Source organism: Mucilaginibacter sp. A5337, from assembly GCF_059690695.1.
This window is the reverse complement of record NZ_JCAWEC010000005.1, coordinates 201,698-218,829: the sequence shown is the minus strand read 5'-3', so window position 1 is coordinate 218,829 and position 17,132 is coordinate 201,698. Positions and strand designations below refer to the sequence as shown.

Below are 17,132 nucleotides of genomic sequence, written 5' to 3'. Positions count from 1 at the left end.
TGGTCCTCAGCCAAAACGTGACTTAGGTTCTGCCGACTTTGCCTTCGGTCCTCAGCCAAAACGTGACTTAGGTTCTGCCGATTTTGCTCAATCTGGTCCTGGTCCAAAAAGAGATTTAGGTTCTGCTGATTTCGCTCAGTCTGGTCCTGGCCCAAAAAGAGATTTAGGCTCTGCTGATTTCGCTCAGTCTGGTCCTGGTCCAAAACGTGATTTGGGTTCTGCTGATTTCGCTCAATCTGGTCCTGGTCCAAAAAGAGATTTAGGCTCTGCTGATTTCGCTCAGTCTGGTCCTGGTCCAAAAAGAGATTTAGGTTCTGCCGATTTTGCTCAGTCTGGTCCTGGTCCAAAAAGAGATTTAGGTTCTGCTGATTTTGCGCAGTCTGGTCCTGGCCCAAAAAGAGATTTAGGTTCTGCCGATTTCGCTCAGTCTGGTCCTGGCCCGAAAAGAGATTTAGGCTCCGCTGACTTCATGGCATAATCATATTAATCCATCACAAAAGCTGTTAACAATATGAAAAAAGTCATCGTAGCAGCAGCGGTTTTAATAGCAACGGGGCTTACCGCTGTTTCGTTAACTCATAAAGAAGCAAAAATTGAAGTTAAAGTAAAGGTTGAGAAAGCAGAATTTTCAAACCAAGCCCCTAATTCGCCAAAACACGACCTTGGATCTGCCGATTAATTAAAATTTAAAACACGTATTAATTTCATCGAATTGCACGAATTATAAATCTGGCTAACTGAGAGTCCTTCATCTATCATCTGCATTTGTTTTTCAAATTTTGAACATGCTGAATGACTCAATGACCTAATGACTGCAATGACCTAATTAACTATATTTGCTGCAAACCATAATATTATGCAGCACATAAAGCAATATGTTGAGCAAAACAAACAGCGTTTACTTGATGAATTATTCGATCTGTTACGTTTGGCATCGGTTAGTGCCGACCCGAAATACAAACCTGAAGTATTAAAAACTGCCGATTATGTGGCAGCCAAGCTTCGCGATGCCGGAGCTGATAATGTTGAAATTTGCCAAACCGCCGGCTATCCTATAGTATACGGCGAAAAAATCATAGATGTATCCAAACCTACAGTATTGGTTTACGGTCATTATGATGTACAACCGCCAGATCCGTTGGAACTGTGGAAAACCCCTCCCTTCGAACCAACTGTTCGCGACGGAAAAATATATGCCCGCGGTGCATGCGATGACAAAGGCCAGTTTTATATGCATGTAAAAGCTTTTGAGCTGATGATGCAAACAGGCACACTTCCCTGCAACATCAAATTTATGATTGAAGGTGAAGAAGAAGTCGGCTCTTCCAACCTGGCTATTTTTGTAAAAGCCAATAAAGAAAAATTGAAAGCCGATGTTGTGCTGATCTCTGATACCTCAATGATCAGCATGGAGCATCCATCACTTGAAACCGGCTTACGGGGCCTCTCCTACCTTGAAGTAGAAGTAACCGGCCCCAACCGCGACCTTCATTCGGGTGTTTACGGTGGCGCGGTAGCTAATCCCATTACTGTGCTGGCACAAATGATTGCCAGCCTGCATGACGAAAACAATCACATCACCATCCCTGGCTTTTATAATGATGTAGTACCGCTTACAGAAGCCGAACGCAATGCCCTGAACAGCGCACCTTATGATGAAGGCGAATACAAGAAAGATCTTGATGTAGCCGAGCTTTGGGGTGAAAAAGGTTACAGCACCTTTGAGCGCACGGGCACCCGCCCTACCCTTGAGTTAAACGGTATTTGGGGTGGTTACATTGGCGAAGGTGCCAAAACAGTATTACCTTCAAAAGCAAACGCTAAAATCTCTATGCGCCTGGTGCCCAACCAAACCTCTGAAGCTATAACAAAACTGTTTACCGATCACTTCTTGAGTATCGCTCCTCCTTATGTTAAAGTTACAGTAACGCCGCACCATGGCGGCGAGCCCGCTGTAACCCCTACCGATAGTATAGCTTACCGTGCGGCGCAAAAAGCCATAGCCGAATCATTTGGTAAAGAGCCCATCCCAACCCGTGGCGGTGGCAGTATCCCTATTGTTGCCTTGTTTGAAGCCGAGCTGGGGTTAAAAACGGTACTGATGGGTTTCGGTCTTGATAGCGATGCACTGCACTCGCCTAACGAAAAATATGATATTTATAATTATTATAAAGGCATTGAAACCATTCCACTGTTCCACAAATATTTTGCCGAGCTATCAAACTAAGGCATAAAGCTTTAATTTAAATTTAACGGTGGTTATTTTTGATTTTACGCGGAACAAATAATATATTTATGATATTATCTAACTATATAAATCAAACAACCATGGCAACTAAAGAATTGGACAAAGAAAAGACCGATGCATCAAAGCCGTTGCGCGATCACAAACCACTTAAACAGGGAAAAAACACCACCGCTAAAACTTTAAGCGACAGCAAATGGAAACGAAAGCCCCTGTTATAAGATATTTATAACACCCCACGAGCCGGAAAGTAAAAACTTACCGGCTCGTTTTTTTTGTTATTTGAGCCTTATCCGCATCTCGATCATCCGCTTTTCAAACCCTACCTTTTCGTAGGCTTTAATAGCACCGATATTATCGTTATATACTTCAAGCCTGATTTCGGCAAGTCCCTGATCTGCTACCCACTTTTTTAATTCCTCAATAATTGCCTGGTTTACGCCCCTTCCGCGATAGGCGGGCAAAACATACATAAAACCCAGGTAAGCATATTTTTCAAAGTCGTAATAGTTATCGGGGTTCTTTTTAATACGGGCATATCCGCTGCCTGCAATCTCGCCGTCAATTTCGGCAACCAACACCTCCACTTCGGGTGAGGCAATAAAGGCCTTGAGATCATAATAGCTGATAGGATCGGGTTTAAGCGTGCTATCAAACGGGCGCTCTGCACTAATAATCCCTTGTTCAAACTGAAGCAATACAGGCAGGTCTTCGATGGTAGCTTTTCTGATCAGCATTAATAATCTTTTATTAAATAGTAAATCGTTCACAATCCGCCAGGAATGATTCATCAGCATCTGCTCCTATCCCCGGTGCATCCTCAATGTTTAAATAATAGCCATCATACACTGCTCCGCCAACACAGGGATCAACCAAATGCCCTAATTTGCAGGTATCCATATCATAAAACCGGATATTAGGACAGGCATACACAAAATGTAATTTAGCACTTAAGGCAATCCTGCTTTCCAGCATCCCGCCCATCATACATGGAATGCCGTATGAAGCCGCCACATCATGAACCTGTTTAGCCTCATAAATACCTCCCGACTTAGACATCTTTATATTAATATAATGGCAAGCACCGGCGTTGATCTGTTTACGGGCATCATGGTGGTTATATACGCTTTCATCGGCCATGATCTTAACCGGCGATAGTTCCATCAATTCGGGTAACCTATCATCATACCAGGTACGTATAGGCTGCTCGCAAAATTCAATATCATATTGTGCAATTGACTGCAAAGCAAACACTGCTTCGTTAAAAGTCCAGCCCTGGTTGGCGTCTATCCGGATCTTCATAGCCGGCCCAACTGCTTCACGGATCTGCTTAATACGTTCTATATCCTCCACTACATTTTTACCCAGCTTTACCTTTAATATATTGGCTCCTGAAGCTTTAAAATCAAGCGCCTTTAAAGCCATGGTGTGGTGCCCCGCTATACCTATAGTAATATCAGATTCAACAATACGCTTTTCGCCACCCAAAAACTGGTATAATGGCAGGCCCTCATTTTTAGCAGCTATATCAAACAGGGCATTATCAAAGGCACTTTTTATGGTTGTATTACCTGCTGTAAAGCTATGCAGTTCCTGAAGCCGCTCCTCGATATCAAGCGCATCCTTCCCTTTCCATAACCGGGCAAATTCACGTGCCATAACCAGGCAGGTATCCTGCGTTTCGCCAACAATCATCGGGAAAGCAGAGCACTCTCCTACGCCGTAAAAGCCGGCATCGGTGTGTACGCGGATAAAAACATTTTGAGCATGAGACAAAGTTCCGGTGGCAATGGTAAACGGCTCCATTGGGATGCTGAAGCGGTAGATATCTGTATGGGTGATGGTAATTTGCTGATTTTCCAAATTGTAGATGTTTAAATGCTAAAATAAAACAAATAATTGCAACAATTAACCAACGCAATTTGCGTATTATAAGTATTAGTTTATATTTGCACTACTTCAATACAAGTAACAATTCAATTTTAGCCTCTTTTGCCCTTCCATCAGGGAAATTTGTCTGGCTAACTTTCAAATCTTCATAAAAAACTATTAACATGGCTAAAGAAAACACGCCTGCAAATTTTGATTATAACTCAACCAGGAATAAACTGATCCTGTCTGAATATGGCCGTAACGTACAAAATATGGTTAAATATATTGTAGCGCTGCCAACCAAAGAAGAACGCAACCGCTATGCACAGGTGGTTATTGACCTTATGGGTTTCCTAAACCCTCACCTGCGCGATGTGGCCGACTTTAAACACAAGCTTTGGGACCACCTGCATATCATATCTGATTACCAGATTGATGTAGATTCACCATACCCCAAACCGTCACCTGATGCTGTGCATATTAAGCCGGCACCTTTAAACTACCCTCATCAGCGTATAAAATACAAGCACTATGGCAAAACCATTGAGCTGATGATTGAAAAGGCAAAGGCTATTGAGGAGCCGGAACGCAAGCGCCACATGATCCAGGCGATAGCCAATTTCATGAAAATGGCCTATGTACAATGGAACAAAGATTCGGTGAGTGACGAAAGCATCATCGCCGACTTATATGCATTATCAGGCGGCACACTGAAACTGGAAGATAACGTTAACCTTAACCGCGTGGATTTCCGTCCTAATAACTTTCAGCAAAACAACAACAATAACAACAACCGCGGCCGCAACAACAATCAAAACAACCAAAACCGCGGCGGCGGCAACGGCGGCAGGCAAAACAATAACCAAAACCGCAACAACAATCAAAACCGCAACCGTAATAACGGCGGCGCGAAGAAATATTAATCCCACCCAACCCTCCCCTGAAGGGGAGGGCTTTTGCTTTCTACGGCATACCGTCTTTCATGTCCCATCAGGTCTCTCGCATAGGGTCCTGATGTATACATCGTGCAAATTCGAAATAAAGCAATCCCCGATTAGCAGGTTCGCTCTGTTTAGTTTGTGATTATTTCGTACCTTATTAATAACTGATTATAAATCATTGATTATTATGTTTTTTTTGATCAGTTTTAGTTAGGGCGTTGCCTGCGGCCCGGGCTGTGCGCTCATACTGCACAAGGCCTTAACCACAGGCCGGTATCCGCTCCCATCCCTAACGCAGCAGCCCCCACGCAGCATCTCCAAAATATATTTAAACATCACCATGATTGTTCAGGGATTCCTCTTTGATGGTTCCTAAGCAATGACGTTTTTGCGCCAATATCATTAATGATAAATCCCACCTGGCTTTTATTTTATCTGCATTAATTTTCTAATCTTTGCCCCATATAAATTTTATTTGGCAAAACCGATCACAGCTTTGATAGTTTATCATTGGTGATCTTATCAATTATCCGAAACTCCGCATGACTAACGCATTTGTAATAAATGGCGGCAAACCGCTAAAAGGTGAAATAACCCCTCAAGGTGCAAAAAACGAAGCTTTACAGGTTATATCTGCCGTATTGCTTACCGCCGAAAAGGTAACCATCAGCAATATCCCTGATATTAAGGATGTAAACAAACTGATAGAGCTGCTTGGCGATATGGGTGTTATTGTTGAACGCATCAACGAGCATACCTATACTTTTGAAGCCAAAGATATCAACCAGGACTTCTTCTTATCCGAGACTTTCAAATCAAAAGGCGGCGGTTTACGGGGCTCGATTATGATAGTAGGCCCATTGCTTGCCCGCTTTGGCAAGGCTTCTATCCCTAAACCGGGTGGCGATAAAATCGGCCGCCGCAGGTTGGATACGCATTTCCTGGGTTTTGAAAAACTTGGTGCACAATTTAATTACAATCCCGAAAATGGCTTCTTTAATGTGGATGCATCAAACCTGCAGGGTACTTATATTTTGTTAGATGAAGCTTCCGTAACCGGAACTGCCAACGTAGTGATGGCCGCGGTATTGGCTAAAGGCACCACTACCATTTACAATGCAGCTTGCGAACCTTACCTGCAGCAACTTTGCAAAATGCTGAGCCGTATGGGCGCCAAGATCAGCGGTATCGGCTCAAACCTTTTAACTATTGAAGGCGTTGAAAAGCTGGGCGGTACCGAGCACCGCTTATTGCCTGATATGATCGAGATCGGTTCGTTCATTGGTCTTGCGGCCATGACTGGTTCTGAGATCACCATCAAAGATGTTCAGTACAAAGAGCTGGGTATGATCCCTGACGTTTTCAAGCGTTTGGGTATTAAACTGGAGCTAAGAGGCGACGATATTTTTATCCCTGCACAGGAGCATTATGAAATAGAAACTTTCATTGACGGCAGTATCATGACCATTGCCGATGCACCATGGCCGGGCTTTACTCCCGACTTGCTAAGCATTGTACTGGTTGTTGCCATCCAGGCCAAAGGTTCGGTACTGATCCACCAGAAAATGTTTGAAAGCCGTTTATTCTTCGTGGATAAACTGCTGGATATGGGTGCGCAGATCATCCTTTGCGATCCGCACCGTGCTACTGTTATCGGTTTAGATAACCAGGTTAAGCTACGCGGCATTTCCATGACCTCGCCGGATATCCGCGCCGGGGTTTCCCTGTTGATTGCTGCACTTTCGGCACAGGGACAGTCAACCATTTACAATATTGAACAAATTGAACGCGGCTATCAGCACATCGATACAAGGCTTAAAGCTTTGGGCGCTGATATAACCCGAATATAAGTTTAGGTTAAAGGCGAAAGGTTAAAGGTTAAAGGTAGCTGCACTTAGCACAACCTTTAACCTTTTTCTATTTTAGAACTTTTCATATTAAAGTAGGATATTTAAATCTGGAATACTGAAATAGTTGTACATAAAGGGAGCTTTGATCTTTTCTTTTTAAAAACCTTTCTCCTTTAACCTTTTGCCTTTCACCTCAAAATACTACCTTTAAAAAAACCATTACATAAACAATGCCTTACAAAAACCGGAAATCTACCTACGTTTATTTTGTACTGATATTTGTATTTATTAAAGTTGTTCTTAATCTTTTCGCTATATCCCATTTCGGTTTTCACCGGGATGAGTTTTTGCACCTTGTACTGGCCGATCACCTGGATTGGGGGTATAAGGAAGTACCACCATTTATAGCCATACTGGCAAAAATATCAATCACCTGTTTCGGCAATTCGGTTTTTGCTGCGCGATTGTTCCCTACCCTGTTTGGCGGTCTCATTGTCCTGCTTACCGGTCTCATAGTTATTGAATTTGGCGGAAAGAAGTTTGCCATAACCCTTGCCTGTTTATCGCTCATTTTTGCTCCTGCCTTAGTAGCGACTCAATATCTATTCCAACCTGTAGTGTTTGATCAATTTTGGTGGGTAATAACGGTTTGGCTGCTGATTAAATACCTCAACACTACCGATGTAAGGTACTTGTACTGGCTGGGGGCTGCAGTTGGCCTGGGCATACTCACTAAATATACCATGCTGTTTTTTGCAGCTTCGCTGATTATCGGTATCCTTATCAGCAAACAGCGTAAATTACTGTTCAACAAACATATTCTTGGTGCTGCTTTAATTTCCATAATTATAGTACTGCCAAACCTTATCTGGCAAATAACGCACCATATGCCGGTATTCACGCATATGAAGGCCCTGCGCGAGCAGCAGCTTGACTACATTACCCCAACTGACTTTATTAAACAGCAATTACTGGTCAACGGCATAGCGTTATTTGTATGGCTTAATGGGTTGGCGTTCCTGATATTTTCGTTCAGGTTGCGTAATTTCCAGTTTCTGGCATTAGCTTATGCACTCATCTTCTTTTTTTTACTGATGATGGATGGTAAAAGCTACTACATCTTCGGTGCCTACCCCATGTTGTTTGCAGCAGGTGCGTTCGGTTTTGAGCGTTTATTAAAAACGAATGGTTATGTTTTGCGTACAGCCCTAGTGGTATTATTTACGTTACCTAACGCCTTATTATTACCAATTTTGTTGCCCATTTTGCCAATGAACCAAACCCTGGCATTTTTTCGGTTTGCCGATAAACACCTGCCCCCCGCTCGCTTTTCGATGACCTGGGAAGACGGTAAAAAACATGCAACCACGCAGGACTATGCCGATATGCTGGGATGGGACGATATGGCCTCACTGGTTGATAAAGCCTACAAAAGCCTCAGTCCTGAAGATCAAAAACAAACCATAGTTTATGCCGATAACTACGGCGAAGCCGGTGCCCTGCACCATTATGGCAAACAATACGGCTATCCCGATGTAATTTCGCTAAATAGCAGCTTCACCCTCTGGGCACCCGATAGCCTCAAATGCAAATACCTGATTTATGTAGACGAAAACGGCGGAAAAAATATTAAAGAATTTGTCGAAGGAAAAATGATCGGCAGTTTTACCAAAGTTGGCGAGGTAACCAATCCCCTTGCCAGAGAAAAAGGCACGGCGGTGTTTATTATTACACCCAATTATCGGTTAAATCAAAGGTATAGCCCGGAATTAGCGAAGAAGAGGTTGGAGTAGTGCCCCTCTAAATATCCCCTGAAAGGGAGACTTTAAGGACCAGACAGGCAAATTGTTTTCTGTAATAAAACAGACTGAGAATCGTTTCTTTCCTAAACCTTATCAATCATGAAATTTCTGCTGCCTATATTTTTGCTTTTACTCTTTTCATCCTGTAAAAACACATTACAAAATAATCAAAAAGATATTTTAGGCGACTGGATCAGAATAAGAAATTCGGACGTTGAAAAAACAGGAATGTCCTCGCTTATAGCCCCACCAAATAAAACCGGTTTCTCATTTTACGCCGACCAAACATTTGATAATAAAGGAGGATTTATAAAACATAATGAAAACACACAAACATATCTTGATACCCGTTCAAGGTACAAACTCAAAATAGACAGTTTAATACTTTTTGACCCCGTTAAAGGACAATGGGAGCATTATCACCTTATCAAACTTTCGGCTGATTTATTACAATTTGATTCAAGCGAGGGCTTGTACACATTTCGGCGTTTCAATCCACATAACTTCGCAGAAAACAAGTTTGACAAAATCATTTTATCTACTTCTGGTTGTTTGGGTACATGCCCTGTAATGGATATTACTTTGAATTCGGACAGAACTATACTTTTTAGTGGTAAAATGTTTACCGGGGAAATGAAAGGACAATTTACAGGAACAGTGCCTCAAGATAAATATGAACAGATACAGAAAAGCTTTAGGATCATTAATTTTGAAAAAATTAAACAAGATGGAATATTCCCGGCCGATATTGAGACGGTTACAACCACTTATGTAAAAAATGGTAGAATTTACAAAACGATCCAATCCGGTAGTGATATTGATCTTTTACCACTTAACTGGGCCTGCAATTCCTTACGTTATATATATCAAACAATCCCTTTAAAAAAGGCGGCAGAAACGAATATTAAAGCCACCACATACATAATAGCAAGTGCCTCTTTCACGAAAAATGATTCATTAATTTATCTTAAAAACTCAGAGGTCGCTTATCTTTCTGAATTACTTGACAAAGGAAAGAAAGTTAATACAAGCTTATTTAAATCACGTTTTAAGTTATACTTGTATTCTTTTGGGCAGCCCCGGGATAGCGTTGATACAGATGGGCGATACTTCAAATTTATTAAAAAAGGCAAACCCTTTATAATCGATCTTGGCTTTAACTTTTATGATGTAAATACCCAAAACTGGCACTGGAAAAAAGCAACCGATAATTAAAATACCTATTCAATAAATCATTAAAAAACAAAAGGTGCCATGCTCATCGCACAACACCTTTCGCCTTTAACCTTTTACCTAGATCAGGCTGATATAGCGTTTATAATATCATATTGGGTAATGATCTCAATTTTGCCATTCCCGTCTTCAACCAGCACCGCAATATTATCTTTATTGATCATGGCCGAGATCCTGTCTATCGAAGTATTCAGATCAACAAACGGAAACGGTGCAGTGGTAATGTTTTTGATCGGCTGCGATTTGATGGATGGGTTTTCGATCAGCGAATCAAGGATATCGCTTTCGGTGATCTTACCTATTACCATACCCTTTTGCGTAACCGGGATCTGCGAGATATTAAGCGATTTAATGGTATTGATGGCCTCCAGTACGCTCTTTTCGCAATCAATGGTAATGATTTCCTGTACATCTTTTTTGCTGATTATATCGCGGGCGGTTAATTTTTCGTCTTTCAGGAAACCGCGGTCGCGCAGCCAGTCGTCGTTGTACATTTTGCCAAGATAACGGGTACCATGGTCAGGGAAAACGATCACAACTACATCGCCTTCTTTAAACTTATCCTTCATCTGTAACAAACCTGCCACCGCCGAGCCGGTTGAGTTACCGGAGAAAATCCCTTCTTTACGCGCAATTTCACGGGTCATGAGGGCAGCATCTTTATCGGTCACCTTTTCAAAGTGATCTATCAGGCTGAAATCCACATTTTGCGGCAGGAAGTCTTCGCCAATGCCTTCAGTGATGTACGGATAGATCTCGTTTTTATCAAAAACACCTGTCTCCTTGTATTTTTTAAATACCGATCCGTAAGTATCAATACCCAACACCTGTATAGCCGGGTTCTTTTCTTTCAGATAACGGGCAATACCGGAGATAGTGCCGCCGGTACCTACACCAGCAATAAGGTGCGTGATCTTACCCTCGGTTTGCTCCCAGATCTCGGGACCAGTTGATTCATAATGCGCCTGCGAATTGCTCAGGTTATCATACTGATTAGGCTTCCACGAATTAGGAACTTCCCGTTCCAGACGTGATGATACTGAATAGTATGATCGTGGATCTTCTGGCTCTACATTGGTTGGACAAACAATTACCTCGGCGCCAAAGGCACGCAAGGCGTCAAACTTTTCCTTTGATTGTTTATCAGTACTGGTAAAAATACATTTGTAGCCTTTTATTACCGCAGCAATAGCCAAACCCATCCCTGTATTGCCCGATGTACCTTCAATAATGGTTCCGCCGGGTTTAAGCTTGCCGCTTTTTTCAGCATCCTCAATCATTTTAAGGGCCATACGGTCTTTTATGGAGTTGCCGGGATTGGTTGTCTCTATCTTGGCTAAAACGGTAGCAGGGATGTCTTTCGCTACTTTATTCAGTTTTACCAGCGGCGTATTGCCAATGGTATCGAGTATGTTATTGTACCACATAATTTAAATCTCTACTAACCCGGTATATATAGCAGGGTTACGCCTCAAAAATAAGTTTCTTAAATGATATTTCTTTTATGGAAAAGTAAATAGATAAATAACTTATCTAAGATATGCCAAAAATCAGAATGGCAAAACAGCGAAGTACACCGCGAATATTTTAAGAAGAAGGTAAGCATATTTTGCCGCAGCCTTAAACAGGGCAAATATACATTCAACGTAAACCTCATCCCTCGTTACAACGGTAAATACACCCTAAATCCGGCGAAAGCCGAAATGATGTATTTCCCGGTATTTTACGGCAGAGAGGGGATGAAGCGGATTGTCATTGGTTCATTTGTTCATTAGTTCATTGGTATGCCTGGCTCACTGCTATTTGGTTCATTTGTTTAGCGCTTGCTAAGACAAATGAACTAATGAACCAGTGAACTAATGAACTTAAAATTTAAGATGCTTAACCGTTAACCCGTTGTTGATCAACTGCTTTAACGATTCGATACCGATATGCAGGTGTGTTTCAACAAATTGTTCGGTTACTGACGAATCGCTTTCGGCGGTTTTAACACCTTCGGGAATCATTGGTTGATCTGATACCAGCAACAGCGCGCCCGTAGGGATCTTGTTGGCAAAGCCTGTGGTAAATATCGTTGCTGTTTCCATATCAACGGCCATGGCACGCAGGTCTTTAAGGTATTTCTTGAATACTTTGTCATGCTCCCAAACGCGGCGGTTAGTCGTGTAGCAGGTGCCAGTCCAGTAATCGCGTGAGTAATCACGAATGGTGGTTGAGATGGCCTTTTGCAGCGCGAATGACGGCAGTGCAGGCACTTCGGGCGGTAAATAATCGTTTGATGTACCTTCGCCGCGGATGGCTGCAATCGGTAATATCAGGTCTCCAACGTTGTTCTTCTTTTTAAGACCACCGCATTTGCCCAAAAATATCACAGCTTTTGGATGAATGGCGGTAAGTAAATCCATAACAGTAGCAGCAACCGAACTACCCATACCAAAGTTAATGATGGTTATACCGTTGGCTGTAACGCTTTGCATTGGCTTGTCAACACCCATGATAGGCGCGTTATCATGCCATTGCGAAAACAACTGGATATACTTTGAAAAATTGGTAAGGATAATATACTCACCAAATGCTTCAAGCGGCCGGCCGGTGTAACGCGGCAGCCAGTTGGCTACAATTGCTTCCTTGGTTTTCAATCCTGATTTTACGGGCGATTGCACTTCTTTCACCTGCGGCGGTAAGGCATCTCCGTCTTTTTTAATGTTTAATTCTTCGTTCATATGATTTGTTTTTATACAGCAAACCCCGGTATGATAACCAGGGCCGCTTTATTTTTTAATAAATATAAGTGTTTACTTATATACTGTGCGTTAAGCTACTTTTAACTTTTTCAGATCTGATTTTTCAAACTTTTCGTGTGCGTAATCCAATGTTACGTTCAAACGTTTAACATCTTTTTTGGATGGGAACTCGAACATCGCATCAATCATGATAGCTTCGCATATGGAGCGTAAACCCCTTGCACCAAGTTTAAACTCCATTGCTTTATCAACAATAAACTCTAATACCTCATCTTCAAAATCAAGCTTTACACCTTCGTATTCAAACAGTTTTTTATACTGTTTCAGTAACGAGTTTTTAGGCTCGGTTAAGATATTGTGCAATGCTTCCCTATCAAGCGGGTTGAGGTAGGTAAGCACAGGTAAACGTCCTATCAACTCGGGGATCAAACCAAATGATTTCAAATCCTGCGGGGTGATATACTTGTAGAAGTTTTTGGTATCGATATCACCCTCGTCGTGCTTAAATTTGTAACCAACGGTTTGGGTACGCAAACGATTGGCGATTTTCCTTTCAATACCGTCAAATGCTCCACCACAGATGAAAAGGATGTTGCTGGTATTTACAGTGATCATTTTCTGATCTGGGTGTTTACGGCCGCCTTGCGGTGGGACGTTAACCATAGTACCTTCCAGAATTTTCAATAAGGCCTGTTGTACACCTTCGCCTGATACGTCGCGGGTTATAGAAGCATTATCGCTTTTACGGGCAATTTTATCAACCTCATCAATGTAAACAATACCTTTTTCGGCAAGGGTTACATCATAATCGGCCGATTGCAACAAGCGGGTCAGGATACTTTCAACGTCCTCCCCTACATACCCTGCTTCGGTTAACACAGTAGCATCGCAAATGCAGAATGGAACGTTTAACACTTTAGCAAGCGTTTTGGCAAGCAGGGTTTTACCTGTACCGGTTTCGCCTACCATAATGATGTTCGACTTTTCAATCTCAACTTCATCTTTATCAACACGCTGGTTTAAGCGCTTGTAATGATTATATACAGCTACTGAAAGTATCTTTTTGGCATCATCCTGACCGATAACATACTGGTCAAGGTGGGCCTTCATTTCTGATGGCTTGAGCAAGGCCGGCGCCAATGGCGATGACTTCACTTTACGTACCTTCAACTCTTCCGCCAATATTTCATTGGCCTGGTTCACACATTTATCGCAAATGTGTGCATCAAGTCCTGCTATTAACATCAGGGAATCCTGTTTACCGGCACCGCAAAATGAACACCTGATCTCCTTGCTGTTTTTATTCATCTGATTCGTCTTCTTACTCAAAGTTAAAAAATTAGTGACAGAAAAAAAAATTCTATCCGTAAGTCGGGAAAGTTAGCAAGTCCGGAAGCAGCTCAGCTTCCGGACTTTAATAACTTTTTCACATTCCAAATATCCGGACTTTCCGACTTATCGGACTTCCGGACTTTCGGGAATTATTTTCCTTTATTACCTCTTAAAATCTCGTCAACCATACCAAATTCTTTGGCTTCTTCGGCAATCATCCAGTAGTCACGGTCAGACGCATCCCAAACTTTTTGGTAGGGTGCACCACTATGATCGGCAATGATCTGGTACAACTCTTTTTTCAGTTTAGTAATCTCCTGGTAAGTGATCTCAATATCTGATTGCTGGCCCTGAGCGCCGCCCGATGGCTGGTGAATCATCACCCTTGCATGCGGAAGTGCAGCCCTTTTACCTTCGGTACCAGCTACCAACAGTACCGCAGCCATTGAAGCAGCCATACCTGTACAAATTGTAGCCACATCATTTGATATAAATTGCATAGTATCATAGATACCTAAACCTGCATAAACCGACCCACCTGGTGAGTTGATGTAGATCTGGATATCGCGTTTAGCATCAGCCGACTGTAAGAAAAGCAACTGAGCCTGGATAATGTTTGCAATATTATCATAAATAGCATCGCCAAGGAAAATGATACGGTCCATCATTAAACGTGAAAACACGTCCATGGCCTGCACATTAAGCTGGCGCTCTTCAAGAATATAAGGGGTCATGCCGGTTGGTACGGTAGTGATACCTCCTGTTGGCATATTGCCTCTTTCAACGCCTGCAATATATTTGTCTACATAAAGGCTGTTAATACGGTGATGCTTAACAGCATATTTTCTGAATTCGTTTTTATCGATATTACTGCTCATGGTTTTTGTTTGTTGTTCGTTAGGAAATGCGGGCGTCTTACCCGCGATAAATATAGTTTTTAGTTGAATAGATTTTTTGCAAGATAGTTTTTATTACGTAATTTTTTGATGAGGCCTCTTTTAAGTCGAACGTCCGAAAGTCGGTAAAGTCCGAAAGTTACATAGCATTTACACAGGCCTGTTATTTTAGACAATTATGCTTCTTGTGCTCGTTTGCAACGAGTGCTTAAATTGGCTTCGCAATTGTATTGCGCGGGCCTGATGCGTTATAAACGCAAACCCAGGTTACGCACTCGTTGCAAACGAGCGCGAGAGCAAAGAGAAACGCCACTCCTGAAAACACCAAAAGCAACCCGATGAGTTGCTTTTGGTGAATATGCTGATCTCCAACAGGAGACAAAACGGCTTACTGAGCTGCAGTAACCAATGCACTGAAATCAGTGTAAAGGATATCCTGCTTATCTAAAGTGATTACATTTTTGATATAGTCAAATACCTTTAATGCTTTTACCTCTTCAAATATTTTGTTAGCGTTGTCTTTGTTTTGCAGGTACTGAACGGTGTACTGGCCTAACTGATCTTCAGGGATCGGGGTTGGGCTGTACATCCTGAACTGCTGATCTAAACGGATCTTAGCTAATTCAAACACATCTTCGTATTTAATTTCGATAGTGTTATCTGTAATGATCTTGTTTTCGATTAAAGTCCATTTCAGGTTTTGAGCAAAATCGTTGTAACCACCTTCTAATTCCTCGTCGCTCAATTTTTCGTTGGTTGCTTTTAACCAGCGTTTCAGGAACTCATCAGGAAGTGCGAAGTCAACTTTAGCGATAGCCAGTTTGTACATGTCGTCCTGCAATTTGCGGTCGGCATCCTGAACCATCATACTTTCAAGTTCTTCAGTGATTTTAGTCCTGAATTCCTCTTCGGTAGTTACTGTACCTTCACCAAATAATTTGTCAAAGAACTCCTGGTTAAGATCGCTTTCTTCTAAACGGTTAACATTTTTAACAGTTAATTGGAAATCGCCTCTTAAATCAGCTGCGTCGTCTTCTTCAATTTTCAATAAACCTGCAATTTTAGCTGCATCGTTATCAAAAGCTTTACGAATATCAAATGTTAACACATCGCCTTTTTTCAAACCGATCAATGAAGCTTTGATAGCCTCATCTTTGATCTGATCTAAACGTACAGACGCGGTGTTGGTAATTCCACCCTCAAAAACACTACCATCGGCCGAAAGTTGAACCAATTCGCTGTAAAGAACGTCATCATCTGCCGATACGTCAGGATTTGTCATTTTGCCATAGCTTCTGCGGATATTTTTGATCCTTGAAGCCAGCGTTTCGTCATCAACTTTAATTACGTATTGCGTTAATTTATCAGCTGATGAAAATTCGATGCTGAACTCAGGAGCTAAGCCCAATTCATAGCTAAACTCAAAATTATCGGCAAAATCCCAGTTATATTCTTTGTTGTCATCGGCAGCAGGCAATGGCTGACCTAACACAGCCAGTTTTTGCTCGTCGATGTAGTTATTTAAAGTATCTTGTAACAGGTTGTTGATTTCATCAACAAGAATGCTTTTACCGTACATTTTTTTGATGTGCGATGCAGGCACCATGCCCGGGCGAAAACCAGGAAGTTTTGCTTTCTTAGCATTTTCCTTTATAGCTTTTTCAACACGTGGCTGATAGTCTTCAGGGTTGATATTAATTTTAACAACTGCGCTCAGGTCATTAATTTTTTCCTGTGTAATATTCATCTTTTACCGGGTATTTAATTTAATCCTTTGAAATATAGCCTAAAACCTAATCCGTACTATACAAAATTCGAGGCGCAAAAGTATAAATTTATTTTTAATTAGCGGTTGATTTTATATTGTTTTCAAGGAAAATGAAACAGCTTTTAAACGGGTCGACCGGCAGGGTAGCCTGATAATAACGTATAAATTTGTCTGAACCCGAATTAAACGATTTTTTAGAATTGATTGAAAACAAGTAGACTTGCATATCATTTCTGGTAAATTCTTCAATTCAATAAATTCGAGTTCAGACAATATTGGCGTTCCCGTTAGCTAACGGGCCCGTCCGCCAACTGGCGGATGCAAGTCCTCGCCTTTCCTACCCGCCATCCCCACGCTCGCTGCGGGCTTTCCGCTTCAATCCCTAACGCGGCCAACGCACTGCCCATAAAACCGGGCATTAAACCCAACTAACCTCTAATCTCCAACCC

The 17,132-nt window shown here is 41.9% G+C and carries 16 protein-coding genes; 9 read left to right on the top strand and 7 right to left on the bottom strand.

All coding sequences use genetic code 11. From position 1 onward, the window contains the following. The 4 genes from AC59JO_RS18210 to AC59JO_RS18195 form a co-directional block, all read left to right on the top strand. On the top strand, positions 1–478 hold a 478-nt coding region (locus tag AC59JO_RS18210; protein WP_497306982.1), incomplete at its 5' end, for a hypothetical protein. Positions 479–511: 33 nt separating this feature from the next. Continuing rightward, positions 512–679, top strand: coding sequence for a hypothetical protein (locus AC59JO_RS18205; protein WP_497306980.1), 168 nt, complete (start codon positions 512–514; stop codon positions 677–679). Between the two features lie 177 nt (positions 680–856). After that, positions 857–2,227 (top strand): dipeptidase, encoded by a 1,371-nt coding sequence (locus tag AC59JO_RS18200; protein WP_497306978.1) that lies wholly within the window; start codon positions 857–859, stop codon positions 2,225–2,227. Positions 2,228–2,328: 101 nt separating this feature from the next. After that, a complete protein-coding gene (locus tag AC59JO_RS18195) occupies positions 2,329–2,466 on the top strand; it encodes a hypothetical protein (protein WP_497306976.1) in 138 nt (45 codons plus the stop codon). 57 nt (positions 2,467–2,523) lie between these two features. On the opposite strand, the gene AC59JO_RS18190 is transcribed toward AC59JO_RS18195, so the two are convergent. Both AC59JO_RS18190 and AC59JO_RS18185 read right to left on the bottom strand, forming a co-directional pair. Continuing rightward, positions 2,524–2,982, bottom strand: a complete 459-nt coding sequence (locus AC59JO_RS18190) for a GNAT family N-acetyltransferase (RefSeq protein WP_497306974.1) — start codon at positions 2,980–2,982, stop codon at positions 2,524–2,526. A gap of 13 nt (positions 2,983–2,995) precedes the next feature. Beyond that, positions 2,996–4,093, bottom strand: a complete 1,098-nt coding sequence (locus AC59JO_RS18185; RefSeq protein WP_497307556.1) for a mandelate racemase/muconate lactonizing enzyme family protein — start codon at positions 4,091–4,093, stop codon at positions 2,996–2,998. Positions 4,094–4,299: 206 nt separating this feature from the next. Here AC59JO_RS18185 and AC59JO_RS18180 point away from each other — a divergent pair, with 206 nt between their 5' ends. The 4 genes from AC59JO_RS18180 to AC59JO_RS18165 all read left to right on the top strand — a co-directional run bounded on the left by AC59JO_RS18180 (position 4,300) and on the right by AC59JO_RS18165 (position 9,925). Further along, entirely contained in the window at positions 4,300–5,040 is a 741-nt protein-coding gene (locus tag AC59JO_RS18180; RefSeq protein WP_413667314.1) for a DUF4290 domain-containing protein, read from the top strand. 560 nt (positions 5,041–5,600) lie between these two features. Then, positions 5,601–6,908: a UDP-N-acetylglucosamine 1-carboxyvinyltransferase gene (gene murA, locus AC59JO_RS18175; RefSeq protein ID WP_091211425.1), complete on the top strand. Its 1,308-nt coding sequence runs from the start codon at positions 5,601–5,603 to the stop codon at positions 6,906–6,908. Positions 6,909–7,138: 230 nt separating this feature from the next. After that, positions 7,139–8,701, top strand: a complete 1,563-nt coding sequence (locus AC59JO_RS18170) for an ArnT family glycosyltransferase (protein WP_413667313.1) — start codon at positions 7,139–7,141, stop codon at positions 8,699–8,701. A 108-nt stretch (positions 8,702–8,809) separates the two neighbouring features. After that, positions 8,810–9,925, top strand: a complete 1,116-nt coding sequence (locus AC59JO_RS18165; RefSeq protein ID WP_413667312.1) for a DUF6438 domain-containing protein — start codon at positions 8,810–8,812, stop codon at positions 9,923–9,925. Positions 9,926–10,008: 83 nt separating this feature from the next. On the opposite strand, the gene AC59JO_RS18160 is transcribed toward AC59JO_RS18165, so the two are convergent. Further along, positions 10,009–11,370 carry a pyridoxal-phosphate dependent enzyme gene (locus AC59JO_RS18160; protein WP_091211422.1) on the bottom strand — a complete coding sequence of 454 codons (1,362 nt, stop codon included), beginning with the start codon at positions 11,368–11,370 and terminating at the stop codon, positions 10,009–10,011. A gap of 93 nt (positions 11,371–11,463) precedes the next feature. Between AC59JO_RS18160 and AC59JO_RS18155 the strand changes: the two genes are divergently transcribed. After that, positions 11,464–11,718 (top strand): alpha-2-macroglobulin family protein, encoded by a 255-nt coding sequence (locus AC59JO_RS18155; RefSeq protein WP_413671153.1) that lies wholly within the window; start codon positions 11,464–11,466, stop codon positions 11,716–11,718. Positions 11,719–11,808: 90 nt separating this feature from the next. Here AC59JO_RS18155 and AC59JO_RS18150 read toward each other — a convergent pair whose 3' ends face one another. The 4 genes from AC59JO_RS18150 to tig form a co-directional block, all read right to left on the bottom strand. Next, complete coding sequence (locus AC59JO_RS18150) at positions 11,809–12,666, bottom strand: AMP nucleosidase (protein WP_497306971.1); 858 nt, start codon at positions 12,664–12,666, stop codon at positions 11,809–11,811. A gap of 90 nt (positions 12,667–12,756) precedes the next feature. Then, on the bottom strand, positions 12,757–13,995 hold the full coding sequence (clpX, locus tag AC59JO_RS18145) for an ATP-dependent Clp protease ATP-binding subunit ClpX (protein WP_413671152.1): 1,239 nt from the start codon (positions 13,993–13,995) through the stop codon (positions 12,757–12,759). Between the two features lie 173 nt (positions 13,996–14,168). Beyond that, positions 14,169–14,897: an ATP-dependent Clp protease proteolytic subunit gene (locus AC59JO_RS18140; protein ID WP_090524532.1), complete on the bottom strand. Its 729-nt coding sequence runs from the start codon at positions 14,895–14,897 to the stop codon at positions 14,169–14,171. Positions 14,898–15,303: 406 nt separating this feature from the next. Then, a complete protein-coding gene (tig, locus tag AC59JO_RS18135) occupies positions 15,304–16,662 on the bottom strand; it encodes a trigger factor (protein ID WP_497306968.1) in 1,359 nt (452 codons plus the stop codon). Positions 16,663–17,132 lie beyond the last annotated feature (470 nt).